This window comes from Pseudomonas medicaginis (assembly GCF_965119365.1).
In the GTDB taxonomy this organism is placed as follows: domain Bacteria; phylum Pseudomonadota; class Gammaproteobacteria; order Pseudomonadales; family Pseudomonadaceae; genus Aquipseudomonas.
Window position 1 is genome coordinate 2,332,941 of sequence record NZ_OZ221631.1, and the last position, 21,880, is coordinate 2,354,820.

14 protein-coding genes and 1 other RNA gene are annotated in these 21,880 nt (G+C 62.0%); 11 read left to right on the plus strand and 4 right to left on the minus strand.

Annotation, left to right across the window (positions count from 1 at the left end; translation table 11 throughout):
* Positions 1–101: 101 nt before the first annotated feature.
* Complete coding sequence (gene xdhB, locus ACMTA2_RS10285; protein ID WP_413794752.1) at positions 102–2,501, minus strand: xanthine dehydrogenase molybdopterin binding subunit; 2,400 nt, start codon at positions 2,499–2,501, stop codon at positions 102–104.
* Positions 2,494–3,948 (minus strand): xanthine dehydrogenase small subunit, encoded by a 1,455-nt coding sequence (gene xdhA / locus ACMTA2_RS10290; protein WP_413794753.1) that lies wholly within the window; start codon positions 3,946–3,948, stop codon positions 2,494–2,496. Before xdhA ends, xdhB begins: the two co-directional genes overlap by 8 nt.
* A gap of 382 nt (positions 3,949–4,330) precedes the next feature.
* On the opposite strand from xdhA, the gene ACMTA2_RS10295 reads away from it, so the two are divergent.
* The 6 genes from ACMTA2_RS10295 (at position 4,331) to ffs (ending at position 13,854) form a co-directional block, all read left to right on the plus strand.
* Positions 4,331–4,990 (plus strand): GntR family transcriptional regulator, encoded by a 660-nt coding sequence (locus ACMTA2_RS10295; protein ID WP_053186814.1) that lies wholly within the window; start codon positions 4,331–4,333, stop codon positions 4,988–4,990.
* 2 nt (positions 4,991–4,992) lie between these two features.
* Positions 4,993–8,481 carry a chromosome segregation protein SMC gene (gene smc / locus ACMTA2_RS10300; RefSeq protein WP_413794754.1) on the plus strand — a complete coding sequence of 1,163 codons (3,489 nt, stop codon included), beginning with the start codon at positions 4,993–4,995 and terminating at the stop codon, positions 8,479–8,481.
* A 257-nt stretch (positions 8,482–8,738) separates the two neighbouring features.
* On the plus strand, positions 8,739–9,584 hold the full coding sequence (gene zipA / locus ACMTA2_RS10305) for a cell division protein ZipA (RefSeq protein WP_413794755.1): 846 nt from the start codon (positions 8,739–8,741) through the stop codon (positions 9,582–9,584).
* A gap of 255 nt (positions 9,585–9,839) precedes the next feature.
* Entirely contained in the window at positions 9,840–12,197 is a 2,358-nt protein-coding gene (gene ligA / locus ACMTA2_RS10310) for an NAD-dependent DNA ligase LigA (RefSeq protein ID WP_413794756.1), read from the plus strand.
* A 111-nt stretch (positions 12,198–12,308) separates the two neighbouring features.
* Positions 12,309–13,469 carry a zinc-binding metallopeptidase family protein gene (locus ACMTA2_RS10315; RefSeq protein WP_413794757.1) on the plus strand — a complete coding sequence of 387 codons (1,161 nt, stop codon included), beginning with the start codon at positions 12,309–12,311 and terminating at the stop codon, positions 13,467–13,469.
* A gap of 288 nt (positions 13,470–13,757) precedes the next feature.
* An RNA gene (ffs, locus tag ACMTA2_RS10320) (signal recognition particle sRNA small type) lies at positions 13,758–13,854 on the plus strand.
* 187 nt (positions 13,855–14,041) lie between these two features.
* Here the strand turns inward: ffs and ACMTA2_RS10325 are convergent.
* Positions 14,042–14,356: a helix-turn-helix domain-containing protein gene (locus ACMTA2_RS10325; RefSeq protein ID WP_053120652.1), complete on the minus strand. Its 315-nt coding sequence runs from the start codon at positions 14,354–14,356 to the stop codon at positions 14,042–14,044.
* A gap of 337 nt (positions 14,357–14,693) precedes the next feature.
* Here ACMTA2_RS10325 and ACMTA2_RS10330 point away from each other — a divergent pair, with 337 nt between their 5' ends.
* Positions 14,694–16,442 (plus strand): putative bifunctional diguanylate cyclase/phosphodiesterase, encoded by a 1,749-nt coding sequence (locus tag ACMTA2_RS10330; protein WP_413794758.1) that lies wholly within the window; start codon positions 14,694–14,696, stop codon positions 16,440–16,442.
* Here the strand turns inward: ACMTA2_RS10330 and ACMTA2_RS10335 are convergent.
* Positions 16,388–17,158 carry a substrate-binding periplasmic protein gene (locus tag ACMTA2_RS10335; protein ID WP_413794759.1) on the minus strand — a complete coding sequence of 257 codons (771 nt, stop codon included), beginning with the start codon at positions 17,156–17,158 and terminating at the stop codon, positions 16,388–16,390. The genes ACMTA2_RS10330 and ACMTA2_RS10335 overlap by 55 nt on opposite strands.
* 143 nt (positions 17,159–17,301) lie before the next feature.
* Between ACMTA2_RS10335 and dnaX the strand changes: the two genes are divergently transcribed.
* From dnaX to recR, 4 genes are all read left to right on the plus strand, one after another.
* The gene (dnaX, locus tag ACMTA2_RS10340; protein WP_413794760.1) at positions 17,302–19,413 is read left to right on the plus strand and encodes a DNA polymerase III subunit gamma/tau; all 2,112 of its coding nucleotides are present in this window, start codon (positions 17,302–17,304) and stop codon (positions 19,411–19,413) included.
* A 64-nt stretch (positions 19,414–19,477) separates the two neighbouring features.
* A complete protein-coding gene (locus tag ACMTA2_RS10345) occupies positions 19,478–19,816 on the plus strand; it encodes a YbaB/EbfC family nucleoid-associated protein (RefSeq protein ID WP_003183512.1) in 339 nt (112 codons plus the stop codon).
* A gap of 275 nt (positions 19,817–20,091) precedes the next feature.
* Positions 20,092–21,126: an NADP-dependent oxidoreductase gene (locus ACMTA2_RS10350; RefSeq protein ID WP_413794761.1), complete on the plus strand. Its 1,035-nt coding sequence runs from the start codon at positions 20,092–20,094 to the stop codon at positions 21,124–21,126.
* A 66-nt stretch (positions 21,127–21,192) separates the two neighbouring features.
* A complete protein-coding gene (recR, locus tag ACMTA2_RS10355) occupies positions 21,193–21,795 on the plus strand; it encodes a recombination mediator RecR (protein ID WP_413794762.1) in 603 nt (200 codons plus the stop codon).
* Positions 21,796–21,880: the final 85 nt, after the last annotated feature.

A 21,880-nucleotide genomic window follows, 5' to 3' on the forward strand; every position in this document is an offset into this window, starting at 1 on the left:
CTGTTCGGGCCTCATCGCGAGCAAGCTCGCTCCCACAGGGGACCTCAGGGTTAACAAAATTCCTGTGGGGGCGAGCTTGCTCGCGATAGCCGCACAGAGGTCTAAAGCGGAGCTAGCTCGGCCGCGGCTTGCGCAGGCTTCACAGTCTTCAGCTGCCGCATCTGCTCACAGCCCCACAACACCCGCTCCGGCGTCGCCGGGGCGTCGATGTTCGGTTGGTGCTGGTAATCCCCCAGGCTCGCCACGGCGTCCTTGATGGCGCACCACGCGGCGATGCCAAGCATGAACGGCGGTTCGCCCACGGCCTTGGAGTGAAATACGGTGTCTTCGGGGTTCTTGCGGTTTTCCACCAGCCTGACCCGCAGGTCCAATGGCATGTCGGCCACGGCCGGGATCTTGTAGCTGGCCGGGCCGTTGGTCATCAGCTTGCCCTTGTCGTTCCACACCAGTTCTTCCATGGTCAGCCAGCCCATGCCCTGGATGAAACCACCCTCGACCTGGCCGATGTCGATGGCCGGGTTCAGCGAGGCGCCGACGTCGTGGAGGATGTCAGTGCGCAGCATCTTGTACTCGCCGGTGAGGGTGTCGACGATCACCTCGGCGCAGGCCGCGCCATAGGCGTAGTAATAGAACGGTCGGCCACGGGCCTGGCTGCGGTCGTAGTAGATCTTCGGCGTCTTGTAGAAGCCGGTGCTCGACAACGAGACCTGGGCGAAATATGCCTGCTGTACCAATGCCTCGAAGGTCAGGATGTGATCGCGTACCCGTACATGGCCGTTGTGGAATTCCACGTCTTCTTCGCTGACCTTGTATTGCCGTGCGGCAAACTCCACCAGGCGTCGCTTGATGGTTTCGGCAGCGTTCTGCGCGGCCTTGCCGTTCAGATCGGCACCGCTGGAGGCGGCGGTGGGCGAGGTGTTCGGCACCTTGTCGGTGTTGGTCGCGGTGATCTGCACTCGGTCCATCTCCACCTGGAACACCTCGGCCACCACCTGGGCGACCTTGGTGTTCAGGCCCTGGCCCATCTCGGTGCCGCCGTGGTTGAGGTGGATGCTGCCGTCGGTGTAGACGTGGATCAAGGCGCCGGCCTGGTTGAGGAAGCTGGCGGTGAACGAAATACCGAATTTCACCGGGGTCAGCGCCAGGCCTTTTTTCAGGATCGGGCTGTTGGCGTTGTAGCGGCGGATCGCCTCGCGGCGCTCAGCGTACTGGCTGCTTTCTTCAAGCTCGGCGGTCATTTCCTCGAGCATGTTGTGCTCGACGGTCTGGTAGTAGTGGGTAACGTTGCGCTCGGTCTTGCCGTAGTAGTTGGCCTTGCGAACCGCCAGCGGATCGAGCCCCAGGTGCCGTGCAATGGCATCCATCACCTCTTCGATGGCGACCATGCCTTGGGGCCCGCCGAAACCCCGGTAGGCGGTGTTCGACGCGGTATTGGTCTTGCAGCGATGGCCGTTGATGGTTGCATCGCCCAGGTAATAGGCGTTGTCGGCATGGAACATCGCCCGATCGACGATCGAGGCCGACAGGTCCGGCGAGCAACCGCAGTTGCCGGCCAGCTCCAGGGCAATGCCGTGCAGACGCCCGGTGCCGTCGAAGCCCACGTCGTATTCGATGTAGAAAGGGTGGCGCTTGCCGGTCATCAGCATGTCTTCGACCCGGGGCAGGCGCATCTTGGTCGGCTGGCCGGTGAGGTGGGCGATGACGGCGCACAGGCACGCCGGACTGGCGGCCTGGGTTTCCTTGCCACCGAAGCCACCGCCCATGCGGCGCATGTCCACCACGACCTTGTTCATTGACACGCCCAGCACTTCGGCCACCAGCTTCTGCACTTCGGTGGGGTTCTGGGTCGAGCAGTAGACGATCATGCCGCCGTCTTCGGTGGGCATCACCGAGGAGATCTGGGTTTCCAGGTAAAAGTGTTCCTGGCCGCCGATGTGCAGCGAGCCCTGGATGCGATGCTCGGCGCTCGCCAGTGCCGTGGCCGAATCGCCGCGTTGGTGGGTGTGGCTGTCGAGCACGAAGTGCCGCTTGCGCAGGGCTTCGACCACATCCAGCACCGGTTCCAGGTCTTCATATTCGACGATGGCTGCCATCGCCGCCTTGCGCGCGGTGTCCAGGTCCTTGGCGGCGACGGCCAGCACCGGTTGGCCGACGAACTGCACGTCATCAATGGCCAGCAGCGGGTCGCCGGGCAGCAGCGGGCCAATGTCCTTCAGGCCCGGAATGTCTGCGTGGGTGATGGCGATGCGCACACCTTCGAAGGCGTAGCAGGGCGCGGTATCGATGCGGATGATCCGAGCATGGGCGCGGTCCGACAGTCGGGCATAGACGTGCAACTGGTTCGGGAATTCCAGGCGGTCATCGATGTACTGCGCCTCGCCGGACACATGCTTGGCAGCGCTGTCATGCTTGACGCTGCGGCCCACCCCGGTGGTGAGGTCGCGGGCGAACAGCTCGGCCAGTTCGGCCTGGGTCTTCTCTACGGCGTGATGGTTAGACATAAGCGGTCACCCGAGTCTCGATGTGCGGCGTTTGCAGTTCGATGAAGTATTTACGCAACAGGTTGCGGGCGCTGAGCAGGCGGTATTCCTTGCTGGCACGGAAGTCCGACAGTGGCGTGAAGTCCTCGGCCAGGGCGGCGCAGGCGCGTTCGACGGTGCTGTCGGTCCAGGGCGCGCCGATCAATGCCGCTTCGCAATGGGTGGCGCGCTTGGGGGTGGCGGCCATGCCGCCGAAGGCGACGCGGGCATCGCGGACCACGCCGTTGTCGATGCACAGGTTGAAGGCCGCGCACACTGCGGAAATATCATCGTCCAGGCGCTTGGAGACCTTGTAGGCGCGGAACGCCTGTTCGGTATTGGCCAGCGGAACGATGATCTTTTCGATGAATTCGCTTTCCTGGCGGGCGGTGACCCGGTAGTCGATGAAATAGTCTTCCAGGGCCAGGGTGCGACGGGTCTGGCCCTTGCACAGCACGATCTGCGCGCCGAGGGCGATCAGCAGGGGCGGCGAGTCGCCAATGGGCGAGGCGTTGCCGATGTTGCCGCCCAGGGTGCCCTGGTTGCGGATCTGCAGCGAGGCGAAGCGTTGCAGCAGTTCGCCGAAGTCCGGGTATTGGGCTTTCAAGGCTTCATAGCAATCGGAAAGGGCGGTGGCGGCTCCGATCTCCAGGCGATCGTCGAAACGCTCGATGCGCTTGAGTTCGGCGACGTTGCCCACGTAGATCATCACCGGCAGGGTGCGGTGAAATTGCGTGACTTCCAGGGCCAGGTCCGTGCCGCCGGCCAGCAGGCGGGCCTGGGGATAGGCGTCGTAGAGATCGGCCAGGTCGGCCACGGTCAGCGGCACCAGGCAGCGTTTGTCGCCGCTGTTGAGTTCTCCGGTCTCGGTCGGTGCGATGGCTTTGAGGCGGGCGATGGTCTCGGCTTCGCGGGCGTCGAACTGGTCCGCTTGCTTGCCGCAGCAAGCCTGCTCGGCGGCGGCCAGGATCGGCCGGTAGCCGGTGCAACGGCACAGGTTGCCAGCCAGGGCTTCATGGGCTTGGTGGGCGTCGGGTTGCTCGCTGTTCTTTTGCAGGGCGAACAGCGACATGACGAAGCCCGGCGTGCAGAAACCGCATTGCGAACCGTGGCAATCGACCATCGCCTGCTGGACGCTGTGCAGTTGGCCCTGGTGCTTGAGGTCCTCGACGCTGATCAGTTGCTTGCCGTGCAGGGATGAGACGAAAGTCAGGCATGAGTTGAGGCTGCGGTAGCGAATGCGTTCGCGGCCATCGGCGTCCGTGTGCAATTCGCCCACCACCACGGTGCACGCACCACAGTCGCCACTGGCGCAGCCTTCTTTGGTGCCTGGTTTACCCACGTGTTCGCGCAAATAGTTGAGCACGGTCAGGTTCGGGTCCAGGGCGTGCTCGCTACGGAGTTCCTGGTTGAGTAAAAACTGGATCACGGAAGGCCTCGCAGACTCATTATTGTTGTATCGACGTGGACTGAATTTATCAGTTCTGACTTTTCGGTCAATGATTTTCTGACTTGAAGGTCAAGAAAGGCCATTTGGTCGATGAACAACGATCTATGGACACTGTAGAACCCTGTGGGAGCCGAGCTTGCTCGCGATGACGGCGGTATATTCAGTATGGATGCAAGATGACAGACCGCTATCGCGAGCAAGCTCGCTCCCACAGGTTCTTCCACAGGTTCTGTTTCAGCAGGAAAGCTCAAACTTTTTTTGCTTGAATCGTGCCAAAAACCCGGTACAGGCCCTGCGCCATGACGTATCGAGTGCGCTACACTGCGCCGCTTGTGCAAATCGAAGAGTTTGAAGGACAACCATGACGTTCAAGGCCCCGGACAGCCTCGCCGAGCAAATCGCCCATCATCTCGCCGAACGCATCATTCGCGGCGAAATGAAGCCGGGAGAGCGCATCCAGGAGCAGAAGGTCACGCTGGCGCTCAACGTCAGTCGCGGCTCGGTCCGCGAGGCCTTGCTGATCCTGGAGCGACGCCACTTGATCGCGATCCTGCCGCGCCGCGGCGCCCACGTCACCGAACTCACCGAGCACAAGGTGCGCAGCCTCTGCACACTGATGAGCGAGCTGTACATCCTGCTGGGCAACGCCGTGGCCCATGGCTGGAAAGAGCAGGCCGACATGGCGCCGTTCGTGGCGATCCAGCAGCGTCTCAACGACGCCTACGCGCGCCAGGACATCCGCACTTTCGTCGATGAAAGCTTCAGCGTGATGCGCGCCGCCTATCCCTTTGCCAACAATCCGTACCTGCAGGAAACCGTCGAGAACCTGCAACCGGCCATGAGCCGTGCCTATTTCCTGGCCCTGGACCAGCGCAAGGCGGAAATGAGCGAATTCCTCGACCTGTTCCAGCGCCTGCTCGCCGCTGTGCTGGCCCGTGATTTACCGCAGATCCGCATCGTGCTCACGGCCTACGCCCAGCGCAGTTGCGACCTGGTGGTCTCTGCCCTGACGAAGGCCTGAACGTGCGGCTCAAGTGCATCAAGCTGGCGGGGTTCAAATCCTTCGTCGATCCGACCACGGTGAACTTCCCCAGTAACATGGCGGCGGTGGTCGGGCCCAATGGTTGCGGCAAGTCGAACATCATCGATGCCGTGCGTTGGGTGATGGGCGAGAGCTCGGCCAAGAACCTGCGCGGCGAGTCGATGACCGACGTCATCTTCAACGGCTCCACCAGCCGCAAGCCGGTGAGCCAGGCCAGCATCGAGCTGGTGTTCGATAACGCCGACGGCACCCTGGTGGGTGAATACGCAGCGTATGCGGAAATCTCCATTCGTCGCAAAGTGACCCGCGACAGCCAGAACAGCTATTTCCTCAACGGCGCCAAGTGCCGGCGTCGCGACATCACCGATATTTTCCTCGGCACCGGCCTGGGCCCGCGCAGCTACTCGATCATCGAACAGGGCATGATCTCCAAGCTGATCGAGGCCAAACCTGAAGACCTGCGCAACTTCATCGAAGAAGCCGCCGGTATCTCCAAATACAAGGAGCGGCGGCGCGAGACTGAAAACCGCATCCGCCGCACCCACGAAAACCTCGCGCGGCTGACCGACCTGCGCGAAGAGCTCGAACGTCAGCTCGAACGATTGCACCGTCAGGCCGAGGCCGCGAAGAAGTATCAGGAATACAAGGGCGAGGAGCGCCAGCTCAAGGCTCAGCTCTCGGCCCTGCGCTGGCAGGCGTTGAACGAGCAGGTTGGCCAGCGTGAGGCAGTCATCGGCAATCAGGAAGTCAGTTTCGAGGCCCTGGTGGCCGAGCAACGCAACGCTGACGCCGCCATCGAGCGTCTGCGTGACGGCCATCATGACCTGTCCGAGCGCTTCAATCTGGTGCAAGGGCGCTTCTATTCCGTGGGGGGCGACATCGCCCGGGTCGAGCAAAGCATCCAGCATGGCCAGCAACGGCTGCGGCAGTTGCAGGATGATTTGAAGGAAGCCGAGCGCGCGCGCCTGGAAACCGAATCCCACCTGGGCCACGACCGTACGCTGCTGTTGACCCTCGGCGAAGAGCTGGACAGGCTCACGCCGGAGCAGGAGATCACCAGTGCCGCCGCCGAAGAGGCTGCCGCGGCCCTGGAAGAAGCCGAGCTGACTATGCACGGCTGGCAAGAGCAGTGGGACAGCTTCAACCTGACCTCGGCCGAGCCACGGCGCCAGGCTGAAGTCCAACAGTCGCGGATCCAGCAGTTGGAAACCAGCATGGAGCGCCTGGCCGAGCGTCAGCGCCGCCTGTCCGAAGAGCGTGCCTTGCTCGCGGCGGATCCGGAAGACGCGGCGATTCTGGAACTGAGCGAGCAACTGGCGACCAGCGAAGCTACCCTCGAAGACCTGCAGGCCAGCGAAGATGCCCAAGTCGAGCGCCTCGAGCAATTGCGCCAGGCTTTGCAACTGGCCCTGCAGAACCAGCAGCAGGGACAGGGTGAGTTGCAGCGGCTCAATGGGCGCCTGGCCTCGCTGGAGGCCTTGCAGCAAGCGGCGCTGGACCCGGGCACCGGCACCGCCGAATGGCTGCGCGACCAGCACCTGGCCGAGCGTCCGCGGCTGGCCGAGGGCCTGAAGGTCGATGCCGGTTGGGAACTGGCGGTGGAAACCGTGCTGGGTGCCGACCTGCAAGCGGTGCTGGTGGATGACTTCGGTGGCTTCGACCTGTCGGGTTTCACCCAGGGCGATCTGCGCCTGCTCAGCCCGGCCGGCGACAGCGTGCGAATCCCCGGTAGCTTGTTGGACAAGGTCGAGGCCCAGGTCGACCTGTCGCCCTGGCTGGGGCAGGTCAAGCCGGTGGACAGTCTTGAGCAGGCCTTGGCCCTGCGTGGGCAACTGTCGGCCGGCGAAAGCCTGATCAGTCGTGACGGGTATTGGGTGGGTCGGCATTTCCTGCGGGTGCGCCGGGCCAGCGAAGCCGAGAGCGGCATGCTCGCCCGCGGCCAGGAGATCCAGCGCCTGGGCGCCGAGCGCGAAGAGCGCGAGGCCAGCGTCGAAGCCCTGGAAACCGAATTGCAAAACCTGCGGGCGCAACAGCGTCAGCAGGAGAACGGTCGCGAACATCTGCGACGGCTATTGCAGGATGAAGCGCGCCAGCAAGGCGAGCTCAAGGCGCAGCTGTCGGCCGGCAAGGCCAAGGTCGAACAACTGGCGCTGCGCCGCACCCGCCTGGAAGAAGAAATCGCCGAGCTGGGCGAGCAGCGAGCGCTGGAGCACGAACAGATCGGCGAGGCGCGCTTGCAACTGCAAGAAGCCCTCGATGCCATGGCGCAGGACACCGAGCAGCGCGAGCTGCTGCTGGCTCAGCGTGACAGCTTGCGGGAGCGCCTGGACCGGGTGCGCCAGGAAGCACGCCAGCACAAGGACCATGCCCATCAGTTGGCGGTGCGCCTGGGCTCGCTCAAGGCCCAGCACGATTCCACGCGCCAGGCGTTGGAGCGGCTGGAAATGCAGTCCGAACGCCTGACCGAAAAACGCGAGCAGTTGAGCCTCAACCTGGAGGAGGGCGAAGCGCCGCTGGAAGAGCTGCGTCTCAAGCTCGAAGAGTTGCTCGACAAGCGCATGAGCGTCGACGAGGAGCTCAAGACCGCGCAGATCGCCTTGGAGGACGCCGACCGCGAACTGCGTGACGCCGAGAAGCGCCGCAGCCAGGCCGAGCAGCAGTCGCAACTGATCCGCGGCCAGATGGAACAGCAGCGCATGGAATGGCAAGCTCTGACAGTGCGGCGCAAAGCCTTGCAGGACCAGTTGCTGGAAGACGGCTACGACCTTGGCGGCGTGCTCGCCACCCTGGTGGCCGGGGCGAACGAGAAGGACGCCGAGGAAGAACTGGAACGCATTGCCCAGCGCATCCAGCGCCTGGGCGCCATCAACCTGGCGGCGATCGACGAGTACCAGCAGCAGTCCGAGCGCAAGCGCTACCTGGACGCCCAGAACGATGATCTGGTGGAGGCGCTGGAGACCCTGGAAAACGTCATCCGCAAGATCGACAAGGAAACCCGGAATCGCTTCAAGGATACCTTTGATCAGATCAACGGCGGTTTGCAGGCACTTTTTCCGAAAGTTTTCGGTGGCGGCAGCGCCTACTTGGAACTGACGGGCGAAGATTTACTCGATACAGGGGTGACAATCATGGCGCGTCCTCCTGGCAAGAAGAACAGCACCATCCATTTGCTCTCCGGCGGCGAAAAAGCGTTGACCGCGCTGGCCCTGGTCTTTGCCATTTTCAAGCTGAACCCGGCGCCGTTCTGCATGCTCGACGAAGTCGACGCGCCATTGGACGACGCAAACGTAGGCCGTTACGCACGGCTGGTGAAGGAGATGTCTGAAACGGTGCAGTTCATCTACATCACCCACAACAAGATCGCCATGGAAATGGCCGACCAGTTGATGGGGGTGACCATGCATGAGCCCGGCTGTTCGCGGCTGGTGGCGGTGGATGTGGAGGAGGCCATGGCCATGGTGGATGCCTGAGCCTCGGGTTGTAGGGCTTCTACTTCGACCGCTGTAGGTATTTTTTACCCTGGGGCTGATGTTCAATTCACAGATTGGGCACAAGCCTATGCGACAGACGGTGTAAAGTTATCTTTGGTCGTGCTAGTTTAATGTCAATTTTTCGTATGCGTGGGCAAAACGCCATTCAGAACATAGAGTTGGCGCCACGTTTTAAAGCGGTTTGCAAATAGCTAAGCCCCTTATTTTTCAGCATTTTTATAGAGGCACGGGATTACATGGAAATCGGTCTGCGCGAGTGGCTGATCGTCATCGGCATCATTGTTATTGCCGGTATTCTTTTCGACGGCTGGCGTCGCATGCGCGGCGGCAAGGGGAAACTGAAGTTTCGCCTGGATCGCAGCCTGTCGAACCTGCCCGACGAGGATGACAGCGCCGAGCTGCTGGGCCCGCCCCGGGTGCTGGACACCCACAAGGAGCCGCAGTTGGACGAGCACGACTTGCCGTCGATGAGCGCGCCTGCCCGTGAACCCCGGGAGTCGGGTTCCAAGCGCGGCAAGCGCAACAGCGAGCCGTCCCAGGGTGATTTGAACCTGAACCTCGACCTGGATGGCGGGCCGAGCTTCAGCAGTCGCGACGGCGACTTCCCGGACGAGAACAAATCCCCGAGTGCCGACAAGGACCAGGCCCAGGCTGAAGAAGTGCTGGTGATCAGCGTGATCTGCCGCGACCCGGCCGGCTTCAAGGGCCCGGCGTTGCTGCAGAACATCCTCGAAAGCGGCCTGCGTTTCGGCGAGATGGATATTTTCCACCGCCACGAAAGCATGGCCGGCAACGGCGAGGTGCTGTTCTCCATGGCCAACGCCGTCAAGCCTGGGGTGTTCGACCTCGACGACATCGATCATTTCAGCACGCCGGCGGTGAGCTTCTTCCTCGGCCTGCCGGGCCCGCGCTATCCCAAGCAGGCCTTTGACGTGATGGTGGCCGCCGCTCGCAAGCTGTCCCAGGAACTCAACGGCGAACTGAAGGATGACCAGCGCAGCGTGCTGACCGCCCAGACCATCGAGCACTACCGCCAGCGCATCGTCGAATTCGAGCGCCGGGCGCTGACCCAGAAGCGCTGAAGTCGGCAGAGACTGTAGCTGAGGGACTTTTGTGGCGAGGGGATTTATCCCCGTTGGGCTGCATAGCAGCCCTGAAACCTGACGCTCCGGCCTGATCAGGCTAATTGAATGGATGGCTTTGGGACTGCTTCGCAGCCCAGCGGGGATAAATCCCCTCGCCACAGGTTCTGTATTGGTAGATTCAGGTGCGAACTGCCGACGATTTTAAAAGATTGAGCAGCCTAGGCTGCTCTTTTGCTTTATGAGAGAACACCCATGAATGCCGTCGAAACCCGCGTCCAACAGTTGCGCACTGAGTTGGACCAGCACAACTACCGCTACCACGTCCTTGATGAACCGAGCATCCCGGACGCCGAGTACGACCGCCTGTTCCACGAGCTCAAGGCCCTGGAAGAGCAACACCCGGAGCTGGTCACCCGCGATTCCCCGACCCAGCGCGTCGGCAGCGTGGCGCTGTCGGCGTTCAGCCAAGTGCGTCACGAGATCCCGATGCTCAGCCTGGGCAACGCCTTCGACGAAACCACGATGCGCGAATTCGACCGCCGGGTGACTGAAGGCCTCGATCTGCCCATGGGCGATTTGCTGGGCGGTGGCGCGGCGGTTGAATACAGCTGCGAGCCGAAGCTCGATGGCCTGGCGGTCAGCCTCTTGTATCAGGACGGCATGCTGGTGCGCGGCGCCACGCGCGGTGATGGCACCACGGGCGAGGACATCAGCGTCAACGTGCGCACCGTGCGCAACATTCCCCTCAAGTTGCAGGGCAGTGGCTGGCCACCGTTGCTGGAAGTGCGCGGCGAGGTGTACATGTCCAAGGCCGGCTTCGAGCGCCTCAACGCTACGCAACTGGAAGCGGGTGGCAAGACCTTCGCCAACCCGCGCAACGCGGCGGCGGGGAGCCTGCGCCAGCTGGATTCCAAGATCACCGCCAACCGCCCGCTGGAATTCTGCTGCTACGGTATCGGCCAGGTGACCGCGGACATTGCCGATACCCACATCGGCAATCTCAAGCAGCTCAAGGCCTGGGGCCTGCCCATCAGCCGTGAATTGAAGCTGGCCCATGGTATTGACGAATGCCTGGATTACTACCGCGACATCGGCGAGCGGCGCAACGCGTTGCCTTATGAAATCGACGGGGTGGTGTTCAAGGTCAACAGTATCGCCTCCCAACGCGAACTGGGTTTCCGCGCCCGGGAACCACGCTGGGCCGTCGCTCATAAATTCCCGGCCTCTGAAGAACTCACCGAGTTGCTGGACGTCGAGTTTCAGGTCGGTCGCACTGGTGCCGTGACGCCCGTGGCGCGCCTCAAACCGGTCAAGGTCGCTGGCGTGACCGTGGCCAACGCCACGTTGCACAACATGGACGAAGTGGCGCGTCTGGGCCTGATGATCGGCGACACCGTGATCATCCGTCGTGCCGGTGACGTGATCCCGCAGGTGGTGCAAGTCGTCACCGAGCGGCGCCCGGAAAATGCCCGCCCGGTGGAAGTCCCCCAGCAGTGTCCGGTGTGCGGTTCCCATGTGGAGCGCACGCAACTGATCAAACGCAGCAAGGGCCGTGAAACCATCAGCGAAGGCGCGGTGTACCGCTGCGTCGGTCGCCTGGCCTGTGGCGCGCAGCTCAAGCAGGCAATCATTCACTTCGTCTCGCGTCGGGCCATGGACATCGAGGGGCTGGGCGAGAAGAGCGTCGAGCAACTGGTGGATGAGGGGCTGGTGGGTTCGCCCGCCGATCTGTATGCCCTGACCTTCGAGCAGGTGGTCGACCTGGAGGGTTTCGCCGAACTGTCGAGCAAGAACCTGCTGGCGGCCATTGTCGACAGCAAAAAACCGAGCCTGGCGCGTTTTATCTACGCCCTCGGTATCCCGGACGTGGGCGAGGAAACCGCCAAGGTCCTGGCTCGCTCCCTTGGTTCGCTGGAGCGCGTACAAGCGGCTTTGCCCCAGGTGCTCACCTACTTGCCTGACGTCGGCCTGGAAGTGGCCCACGAGATCCACAGCTTCTTCGAAGACCCACACAACCGCCAAGTGATCAAGGACCTGCTGCGCCACGGTCTCGAGATCCAGGACCAAGGCGAGTTGGGCGCCGAGTTCTCCGCCAGCACGACCCTGGGCGGCTTTCTCGACAAACTGAACATCCCCTCGGTCGGGCCGGGCGGGGCTCAGAAACTGGCAGACAAGTTCGGTTCACTCGAAGCGGTGATGAATGCCGACTGGCTGGACATGCGCCAGGCGTTGCCGGAAAAGCAGGCCAACGCCGTGCGCGAGTTTTTCGCCATTGTCGCCAACCGCCAGCAGGCCGAAGCGGCGGAACGCCAGTTGAGCGATTTCGGTATGCATTGGCAAAGCGAGAAGAAAGTCGTCGAAGGCTTGCCCGAGGCCGGGCATACCTGGGTGCTGACCGGTTCGCTGGAGTTGATGAGTCGCGACGTTGCCAAGGACAAGCTTGAGAGCCTGGGGGCGAAGGTCGCCGGTTCCGTGTCGGCGAAAACCCACTGCGTGGTGGCGGGGCCGGGCGCCGGTTCGAAGTTGACCAAGGCCAATGAGCTGGGCCTCAAGGTGCTGGATGAAGCCGCGTTTGTGGTGTTTCTGAGTCAGCATGGCATCACGGTTTAGTCCTTCGGGAGGCACGAATGGGATCTTGTGGCGAGGGCGCTATGACACAGAACGTGGAACGATCATGGACGTAGGGTGATCTAGTCTTGCAGGCCCCAGGGAGAGATCGCCATGTACCGCTTCTTCGAACAACTGAGCTCACGCATCGCCGCGCCGTTCCTGGGTGATCGGTCACGTAACAGCAAGGTCTGGCCGTGCCGTTGTGGCCAGTCATTGTTCTTTCGCAATAGCCAATGCCTGGCCTGCCTGGCGGCGCTGGGTTATCAACCTGAGCAGAGTCGCCTGACGTCCTTGCAACCTGGCGAACAAGCCGGGACCTGGACGCTGGATGCCGATCCGCAAGCCGGACTGTTCCGCCGTTGCGCCAACCTCGACACCCCGGCGGCCTGCAATTGGCTGCTGCCGGACAATGGGCGCGATACCCTGTGCATCGCCTGCAGCCTGAACCGCACCATTCCCGACCTGACGGTTCCGGAAAACCCTGAGCGCTGGCGGCAGGTCGAGACCGCCAAGCGTAGGCTGGTCGCGCAACTGATTACCTTGGGTTTGCCGGTCATCCCGAAAACCGTCGACGAAAATATCGGCTTGGCTTTCGACTTCATCGGCGTCGACCCCGAGGGCAAACCGCCGACGACCGGCCACGCCAGCGGGCTGATCACCCTCGATATAAAGGAGGCCGACGATGCCCATCGTGAGTACGTGCGCCAGCAGATGCGCGAGCCGTATCGCACCTTGCTCGGGCATTTTCGCCACGAGGTGGGGCATTACTATTGGGACCGGCTGATTGCCAACAGTCACTGGCTCGAGGCGTTTCGCGAACTGTTCGGCGACGAGCGCGCCAGTTATGCCGACGCTCTGGAAAGGCATTACCAGCAGGGCGCGCCGCTGGATTGGCAAAGCCGTTACGTCAGCGCTTACGCCACCATGCACCCGTGGGAGGACTGGGCGGAAACCTGGGCCCATTACCTGCACATGATGGACGCCGTGGACACAGCCCTGGGCTTCGGCATGAGTGCCCGGGAGATGGATTTCGACTACGAGCCGTTCCCGCCCGAGACCTTGTACGACGCCGAACACGCTGGCGGCGCGGCCTTCCTCTCGTTTGTCAACGCGTGGATCGAATTGGCCGGCATGCTCAACGAACTGTCCCGCAGCATGGGCCAGCCGGATTTCTACCCGTTCGTCGTGCCGGCGGCGGTCATCACCAAGCTGCATTTCATTCACCTGGTGATCCAGGAGGAGGGGGGACGGGCGGATGAGGTGTTGTTGTAGTTTTCTGTGGAGGCAGCTTGGAACCCTGTTGAATGTGCCGACGTCTTCGCGAACAGGCTCGCTCCCACACGAAGCGCAGATCCCCGGTGGGAGCGAGCTTGCTCGCGATAGCGACAGGTCAGCTTGCAATCATGCCGGATGTGCCGATTTCATCGCAGACACGCTTTGTTCCCATAGCAAGTGCTTGAACACCTTCAGTTTTTTAATCCGGCACGAACGGTTGTAACTTCTCGCCAGATAGGTACAATGGCGCGGCTCGCCGTCAGGCGGGCGTCGTTATGGTGACCCCATCGGTCCCCCCGCAACGATTACCCGTGAACCTGGTCAGATCCGGAAGGAAGCAGCCACAGCGGGAACATTGTGTGCCGGGGTGTGGCTGGTGGGGTTGCCTCCATAACGCCCAAGCCTTCATTCGCAAGGTTTGCCAAATTCAAAATCTCTTATCTGTTTCAGTGATTGATGCTAATCAGCGTTTTCTGTTGCCCAGCCTTTGGCCGTACAGGGCAAGCGAACGTCAAGGAATGCCGGGCCTGTCTCGCATGAACAGGCCCGGTTTTTCTTTCATAGCTGCATCAAGGCTTGGACAAGGCCTGGTCAACCGCTGCGATCAGCTTTCCCAGGTCCTTCGGGGTGGCTTTGTGTATGACACCGAACAGGTACGCCCGCTGTTCGTCCTCATCGGCCATGTCGGCAAAAAACGCCTTCAGTTGTACATCCAGCACATTGGCAAGCAGGAACAAGGCTTCGACGCTGGGGGTGTAGGTGCCGGTTTCGAAGCGGCTGATGGTTTTGGGGTCAAAACCGGTTTTTTCGCCAAGTTCAGCCTGAGTAAGCCCCGCTACTTTGCGGTAGCGTCTGATGGCTGGACCCAAACTTGAAATTTGCATCGCTTAATTCCCATTTAGAATCAAGAACTTAACGATAGATTTTCGCATTAGGCAACCGCGTGATCCATCACCTTGCTTTGCAAAGTGTGATGTGTTTCGTAGAATCAGCCTTTGGCACGGGTATTTGGTGACCTGCTTTCCGAAGCTGAGACAGGTGCAGAGACCGGCCCTTGTGTTTCTTGCCACGCTACAAGGCCAGGGCCGAGCCCTCCCTTGGCACCGCCGGGCCCGCGCTCCAGCTTCTCTCAAAGTGTTTGAGCCCAGTTGATTTTCGCCTGTCTTGAAGGCGGTGCAACCGCGCGCGACAAATGAGCCTGACTCATGGATGACTGCTTCGATGGATAAGAAGTACCGCAGGGCCGTTGACGCCGCCGCGATTTTTTCCGAGACCGATCTAAGCGGGCGCATCACCTACGTCAACGATCAATTTTGCAGCCTTTTTGGTTACCGGCGCGATGAGTTGCTGGGCGCGAACCATCGCCTGCTCAATTCCGGCCAGCACCCTGACGAATTCTTCGGCGCCATGTGGCGCACCATTGCCTTGGGCCACGTCTGGAAAGGGGAAATCTGCAACCGGGCCAAGGATGGTACGCTGCATTGGGTCGACACCACCCTGGTGCCAGTGATCGATGACGATACAGGACAAGTCGAACGCTACCTGGCGATTCGCTTCGATGTCAGCGAAAAGCGTCGTCTATTGCATTCCCTGCAATGGCGGGTTGGTCACGATGTGCTGACCGGGCTGCCGAATCGTACTTATCTATCGGATCTGCTGGACCAGGCCCTGGAGTTTTCCCGCGTGGAAAACCTGCCCCTGGCGGTGTGCATGCTCGACCTCGATGGCTTCAAGGCGGTCAATGACGGCTATGGTCACGCCAGTGGCGATCGGCTGCTGGTGGAGGTCGCCAGGCGCTTGCGCAGTATCGTGCGTGGCGAGGATGTGGTGGCGCGGCTGGGTGGGGACGAGTTCGTGCTGGTGCTGCGCCATGTACGTGGGATGGATGAGTTGCATGCCGCGTTGAACCGGGTGTTGATCGCTGTTTCCATGCCGTATGGCATTGACGGGAAGGACATCAAGGTCTTCGCCAGCATTGGCGTCACATTGTTTCCGTGGGATAACGAAGACGCCGAGACCTTGTTGCGTCACGCCGACCAGGCGATGTACGTGGCCAAGCAAAGCGGTCGCAATCGTTTCCATTTATTCGATGTGTCCCGGGACAAGGAAGTGCGAGCCACTTACCAGACCGTCGAGCGGGTCCGCCAGGCGCTGGCCGGCAATGAGTTGCGGCTGCATTTCCAGCCCAAGGTCAACATGCGTCACGGCACCGTGGTCGGCCTGGAGGCGCTGTTGCGCTGGAAGCATCCGCAACGTGGCCTGGTGCCGCCTCGGGAGTTCCTGCCGCTGGTGGAAGAGACCGACTTGATCGTCGAGATCGGCGAGTGGGTCATGGAGCAGGTGTTGATCCAGTTGCAGCAATGGCAGCAAGCGGGGCAGGGCTGGCCGGTGAGCATCAATATCTCGGCGCGGCATTTCCAGCGGGCGGATTTCGTCGAGCGGCTGCGACAGGTGTTGGAGCGGCATACGGCGGTACCGCCACGCCTGTTGGATCTGCAGATTGTCGAATCGGTCGCGGTGGAGAACCTTGCCCACGTCAGCGCCTGCCTCCAGGCCTGCCATGCCTTGGGCGTGGGGTTTTCGCTGGGTGGTTTCGGCACGGGCTACTGCTCGCTCAATGATCTCAAGCATCTACGCACGCAAACCATCAAGATCGACAAGACCTTTGTCCGCGACATTCTCCATGACCGCGACGATCTGGCATTGACCAAAGCGGTGATCGGCCTGGCTCGGGCGTTTGGTAGTGAGGTGGTCGCCGAAGGGTTGGACAGCCTTGAGCACGGCCAACTGCTGTTGGACCTGGGCTGTGAGGTGGCACAAGGTTATTTCATCGCACGGCCCATGCCGCCTGAACAGATACCCGGCTGGGTGCAGGGGTTCATCCCGCCGTCGCAATGGCAGCAGCGGCCAGGCGATCAGGGGGAGGGTGTCTCTCTCCTGGCCTGCGATGCGTCACTGCGGCCAGTGTAAAGCTGGACGATCGCGTCGATTTCCCCGGACGTCTTCATGTTCAGCAAGGTTCTCAGGATGCGCTGCGCTGGAATGTTCGGATCGTTGCGCACGTAACAGCTCAACTGCTGTTCCTGAAGCACTGCCACGGCATGGAGTTGTCGATCCGCAGTATGGCGTTGATTGAACCAGTCCAGTGCCCATTGGTTGCTGACCGCATAGCTATAGCGGCCTGCCAGCAGTTTAGCCAGCACTTGCTCCTGGCTACGAGCGTCGTCTCGGTGCAATTGGCCGCTGTTGAACAAGGGTTGCAAGGTCGGGTAGGTATAGCTGAGCACCGTGCCTATGGTTTGGTGCGCCAGCGTTGCCGGTGTGACTGCCGCAGGTGTGCTTGCCGTGGCGACGAGCAGGTCGCGCTGGAAAAACAACGGGATGCTCCACAGGTAATCGCCACTGTCCTTTACCCAGTCGGGGCTGACGTAGCAACGCATGTCGATCTCGCCGTGTTTCATGGCGCCGTCGAGGCGGGCGCGGGACAGGACGTGGAATTGCGCTGGCAGACCGGTCCGGGTCGCCAGGCTGGTCATTACATCGGGAAGGATGCCCTGGGTCGGGCGGCCTCGTTCGATCTGCACCATGGGCATCGCCCAGCCGTCGGTAACGGCGAAACGCAAGGGTACTTCCTCGGCAAAGCAACTGGTTCCCAACAACAGCAAAGCCCCCATGGCTGAGCGCATAAACTCTCCTTACTGTGCAAAACCGTGTCGACAACCGAGTTCGTGATCCAATCTTAGTCAGATTAGACGAGCGCACCGGATGCATTTTCGCCCCTGCTCCGCTAGCATTAGCCGCTTATGTTCCTTCGTTGCGACGGTTTTCGATGAGTTATCAGGTTCTTGCACGTAAATGGCGTCCGCGCTCGTTCCGCGAAATGGTCGGCCAGACCCATGTGCTCAAGGCTCTGATCAATGCCTTGGACAGCCAGCGGCTGCACCATGCCTACCTGTTCACCGGTACCCGGGGCGTGGGCAAGACCACCATTGCGCGGATCATCGCCAAGTGCCTGAACTGTGAAACCGGTATCACTTCCACGCCTTGTGGCGAGTGCTCGGTGTGTCGGGAAATCGACGAGGGCCGCTTCGTCGACCTGATCGAGATCGACGCCGCCAGCCGTACCAAGGTCGAAGACACCCGCGAACTGCTCGACAACGTGCAGTACGCGCCGAGCCGCGGGCGCTTCAAGGTCTACCTGATCGACGAAGTGCACATGCTCTCCAGCCATTCCTTCAATGCGCTGCTCAAGACCCTCGAAGAGCCGCCGCCCTACGTCAAGTTCATCCTGGCGACCACCGACCCGCAGAAACTTCCAGCAACGATTCTGTCCCGGTGCTTGCAGTTCTCCCTGAAGAACATGACCCCTGAGCGCGTGGTCGAGCACCTGACCCACGTGCTGGGTGTCGAGAACGTGCCCTTCGAAGACGATGCACTGTGGCTGCTGGGCCGCGCCGCCGATGGTTCGATGCGCGACGCCATGAGCCTGACCGACCAGGCCATCGCTTTCGGCGAAGGCAAGGTCATGGCCGCCGACGTCCGGGCCATGCTTGGCACCCTCGATCACGGCCAGGTCTATGACGTCTTGCATGCGCTGATCGAAGGCGACGCGAAAGCGTTGCTCGAGGCGGTGCGCCACCTGGCCGAGCAGGGCCCGGACTGGAATGGCGTGCTCTCGGAAATCCTCAACGTGTTGCACCGTGTCGCCATCGCCCAGGCATTGCCTGAAGGCGTCGACAACGGCCACGGCGACCGTGATCGCGTGCTGGCCCTGGCCCAGGCGCTGCCGGCCGAAGACGTGCAGTTCTATTACCAGATGGGCCTGATCGGTCGTCGGGACCTGCCCCTGGCACCGGATCCGCGAGGCGGCTTCGAGATGGTTCTGCTGCGAATGCTGGCATTCCGGCCAGCCGACACGGCGGATGCCCCGAGGCAGGCGCTAAAGCCAGTGGGGATCAGCCAGGCCACAGCTGATTCCGCCAAGCCAGTGGCTGCCGCGCCCGTCGTTGCGCCGGCAGTGGCTTCGGCTCCGGTAGCGTCGGCACCTGTGGCACCTGTGGCACCTGTGGCACCTGTGGCACCTGTGGCACCACCGACCCCGACACCCGTTGTCGCGGTCCCTGAGCCAGAACCTGAACCGAGCGTCGAGGCGCTGCCCGAACCGGTCGCTGAAGCCGTTGTCGATCTGCCCTGGAACGATCCGATCGAGCCCGAGGTTGTCCAGCAACCTGCCGTGGAGCCGGTCCTGGAGACCATCGCCGAGCAGCCCGAGTTGCCGCCGATGCCTTTGCCGACGCCCGACAGCGTGGTGCCCGATGCGCCTGAGTGGGTCGCCGCGCCGGTGCCCGAACCAACAGTGGCCGACGTCGATGTCGCCACGCCGGGCATCGACCTGGACGACGAGCCGCCGCTGGACGAGGATTACATCGAGCCGGACATGGATTCGGCCTACAGTTACCTGGACGACCTGGCCAGCGAGCATGCCGCTGAGCCGGCCCCGGAGCCCGAGCCGGAACCGGCGGCGATGCCCGCCACCGGGCTGGCCCTGCAATGGCTGGAATTGTTCCCCCAACTGCCGATCAGCGGCATGACCGGCAGTATCGCGGCCAACTGCACGCTGATCGCCGTGGAAGGCGACCACTGGCTGCTGCACCTGGACCCGGCCCACAGCGCACTGTTCAACGCGACCCAGCAACGTCGCCTCAACGATGCGCTGAACCAGTATCACCAGCGCCCCTTGACGCTGACCATCGAGCTGATCAAGCCCGAGCAGGAGACCCCGGCCCAGGCCGCGTCCCGCCGGCGTGCCGACCGTCAGCGCGAAGCCGAGGAGTCGATCCACAGCGATCCATTCATCCAGCAGATGATGCAACAGTTCGGCGCCGTGGTCCGTCACGATACTATCGAACCTGTCGAGGCCCCGGTCACCCAGGGCTCATAACTGAAGGCACCGGGCCGAACGGGCCGGATGCGTTGTTTATCCAAGTACTTTCGAGGTGATTCCCATGATGAAAGGTGGCATGGCCGGCCTGATGAAGCAGGCGCAGCAGATGCAGGAAAAAATGGCCAAGATGCAGGAAGAACTGGCCAACGCCGAAGTCACCGGCAAGTCCGGCGGCGACATGGTGACCGTGGTCATGACGGGTCGCCACGACATCAAGCGCGTCAGCATCGACCCAAGCGTGGTCGAAGGCCTGAGCGAAGACGACAAGGAAATGCTCGAAGCGCTGTTCGCCGCCGCCGTCAATGACGCGGTGCGCAAGATCGAAGCCAACAGCCAGGACAAGATGTCTGGCATGACCGCTGGCATGCAACTGCCGCCGGGCATGAAACTGCCGTTCTGATTCGCCATCCCGGTCGGGATGGGCTACACACAATGCCAGGCATCGCGCCTGGCATTTTTGTTTCTGTCATAGGCGCGAGCGGTGCTAGAAATCCTACCTGTGGGAGCAAGGCTTGCCCGCGATGAACGATGACGCGCCGTTCCGACACACCGAGGTGTCTGTATCGCGGGCAAGCCTTGCTCCCACAAGTGCCCGCTGAATAAACATCGAACGCCGTCCCCTCGGCCATGGTCTGCTCCCTATACGTGCCACTCAATGATCAAGGAGACGCTTCCATGTCACACGCATCGACCTCCAACCAGCGCATTGTCCTGGCGTCCCGCCCCAAGGGCGCTCCCACCGCGGAGAATTTCCGTCTTGAGCAGGTGACGCTACCTGACCTGGCGGACGGACAGATCCTGCTCAAGACCCTGTTCCTGTCACTGGATCCCTACATGCGTGGGCGAATGAGCGATGCGCCTTCCTACGCGGCGCCGGTGCAACTCGACGAGGTGATGACGGGCGGGGCGGTCAGTCGCGTGGAGCGTTCGCGGCACCCAAAATTCCAGGCAGGTGATCTGGTGGTGGGGGCCACGGGGTGGCAGAGCCACAGCATCAGCGACGGGCGCAACGTGATGCCCATCCCCTCCGGGCTGCCCAGCCCGTCGATGGCCTTGGGGGTATTGGGCATGCCGGGCATGACCGCCTACATGGGGCTGATGGACATTGGCCAGCCCAAGGCCGGGGAAACCCTGGTGGTCGCGGCCGCATCGGGGGCGGTGGGTTCGGTGGTCGGCCAGGTGGCGAAGATCAAGGGGCTGCGTGTGGTCGGCGTCGCAGGCGGCAGCGAGAAATGCAAGTACGTAGTCGACGAGTTGGGCTTTGATGCCTGTGTCGATCACAAGAGCGCGAATTTTGCCGAGGAACTGGCGCGGGCGTGTGACAAGGGCATCGACATCTATTACGAAAACGTCGGTGGCAAGGTCTTCGATGCCGTCGTGCCGTTGCTCAACGCCAAGGCGCGGATTCCGCTCTGTGGCCTGATCGCGTCCTACAACGATCATCAGGCACCGAGCGGCCCGGACCGCTTGCCGACACTGCAGCGCACCTTGTTGACCAAGCGTGTGCGAATCCAAGGGTTTATCGTGTTTGACGACTACGGTGATCGTCAGCCGGAGTTCATCAGTGCCATGGCCCCTTGGGTGCGCGATGGCAAGGTCAAGTTCCGCGAGGATGTGGTTGACGGCCTGGAAAATGCACCACAGGCGTTTATCGGCCTGTTGGAAGGGCGCAACTTCGGCAAGTTGGTGGTGCGGGTCGCGCAGGATTGAGTATTTGACGCTAATCGGAGGCGCGGGTATAAACCGCGTCTCGTTGTTATGTCGGACATTTCCTCCATGAGCTTCAGCCCTTTGATTCGCCAACTGATCGATGCCCTGCGAACGTTGCCGGGTGTAGGTCAGAAAACTGCCCAGCGCATGGCGTTGCAATTGCTCGAGCGTGATCGCAGCGGCGGTTCGCGCCTGGCCCAGGCCCTGAGTCAGGCCATGGAAGGCGTAGGGCATTGCCGTTTGTGCCGCACCCTCACCGAAGACGATCTCTGCCCGCAATGTGCCGATCCGCGTCGGGACGACAGCCTGCTTTGCGTGGTGGAGGGACCGATGGATGTGTATGCGGTGGAGCAGACCGGTTTCCGTGGGCGTTATTTCGTGCTCAAGGGCCATTTGTCTCCGCTCGACGGCTTGGGGCCGGAAGCCATCGGCATTCCACAGTTGATCGCGCGGATCGAAGAGGCGGGCACGTTCACGGAAGTCATCCTCGCCACGAACCCGACTGTCGAGGGCGAAGCCACCGCCCATTACATCGCCCAACTGCTCAACAACAAAGGCTTGATCTCCTCCCGCATCGCCCACGGCGTGCCCCTGGGCGGGGAGCTTGAGCTGGTGGACGGTGGGACGCTGGCGCATTCGTTTGCGGGGCGCAAGCCGATCGCCTTGTAACAGCTACCCCATACCCTGTGGGAGCGAGCTTGCTCGCGATAGCGGTGGATCAGTCGACATCCATGCAACTGATAAGCCGCCATCG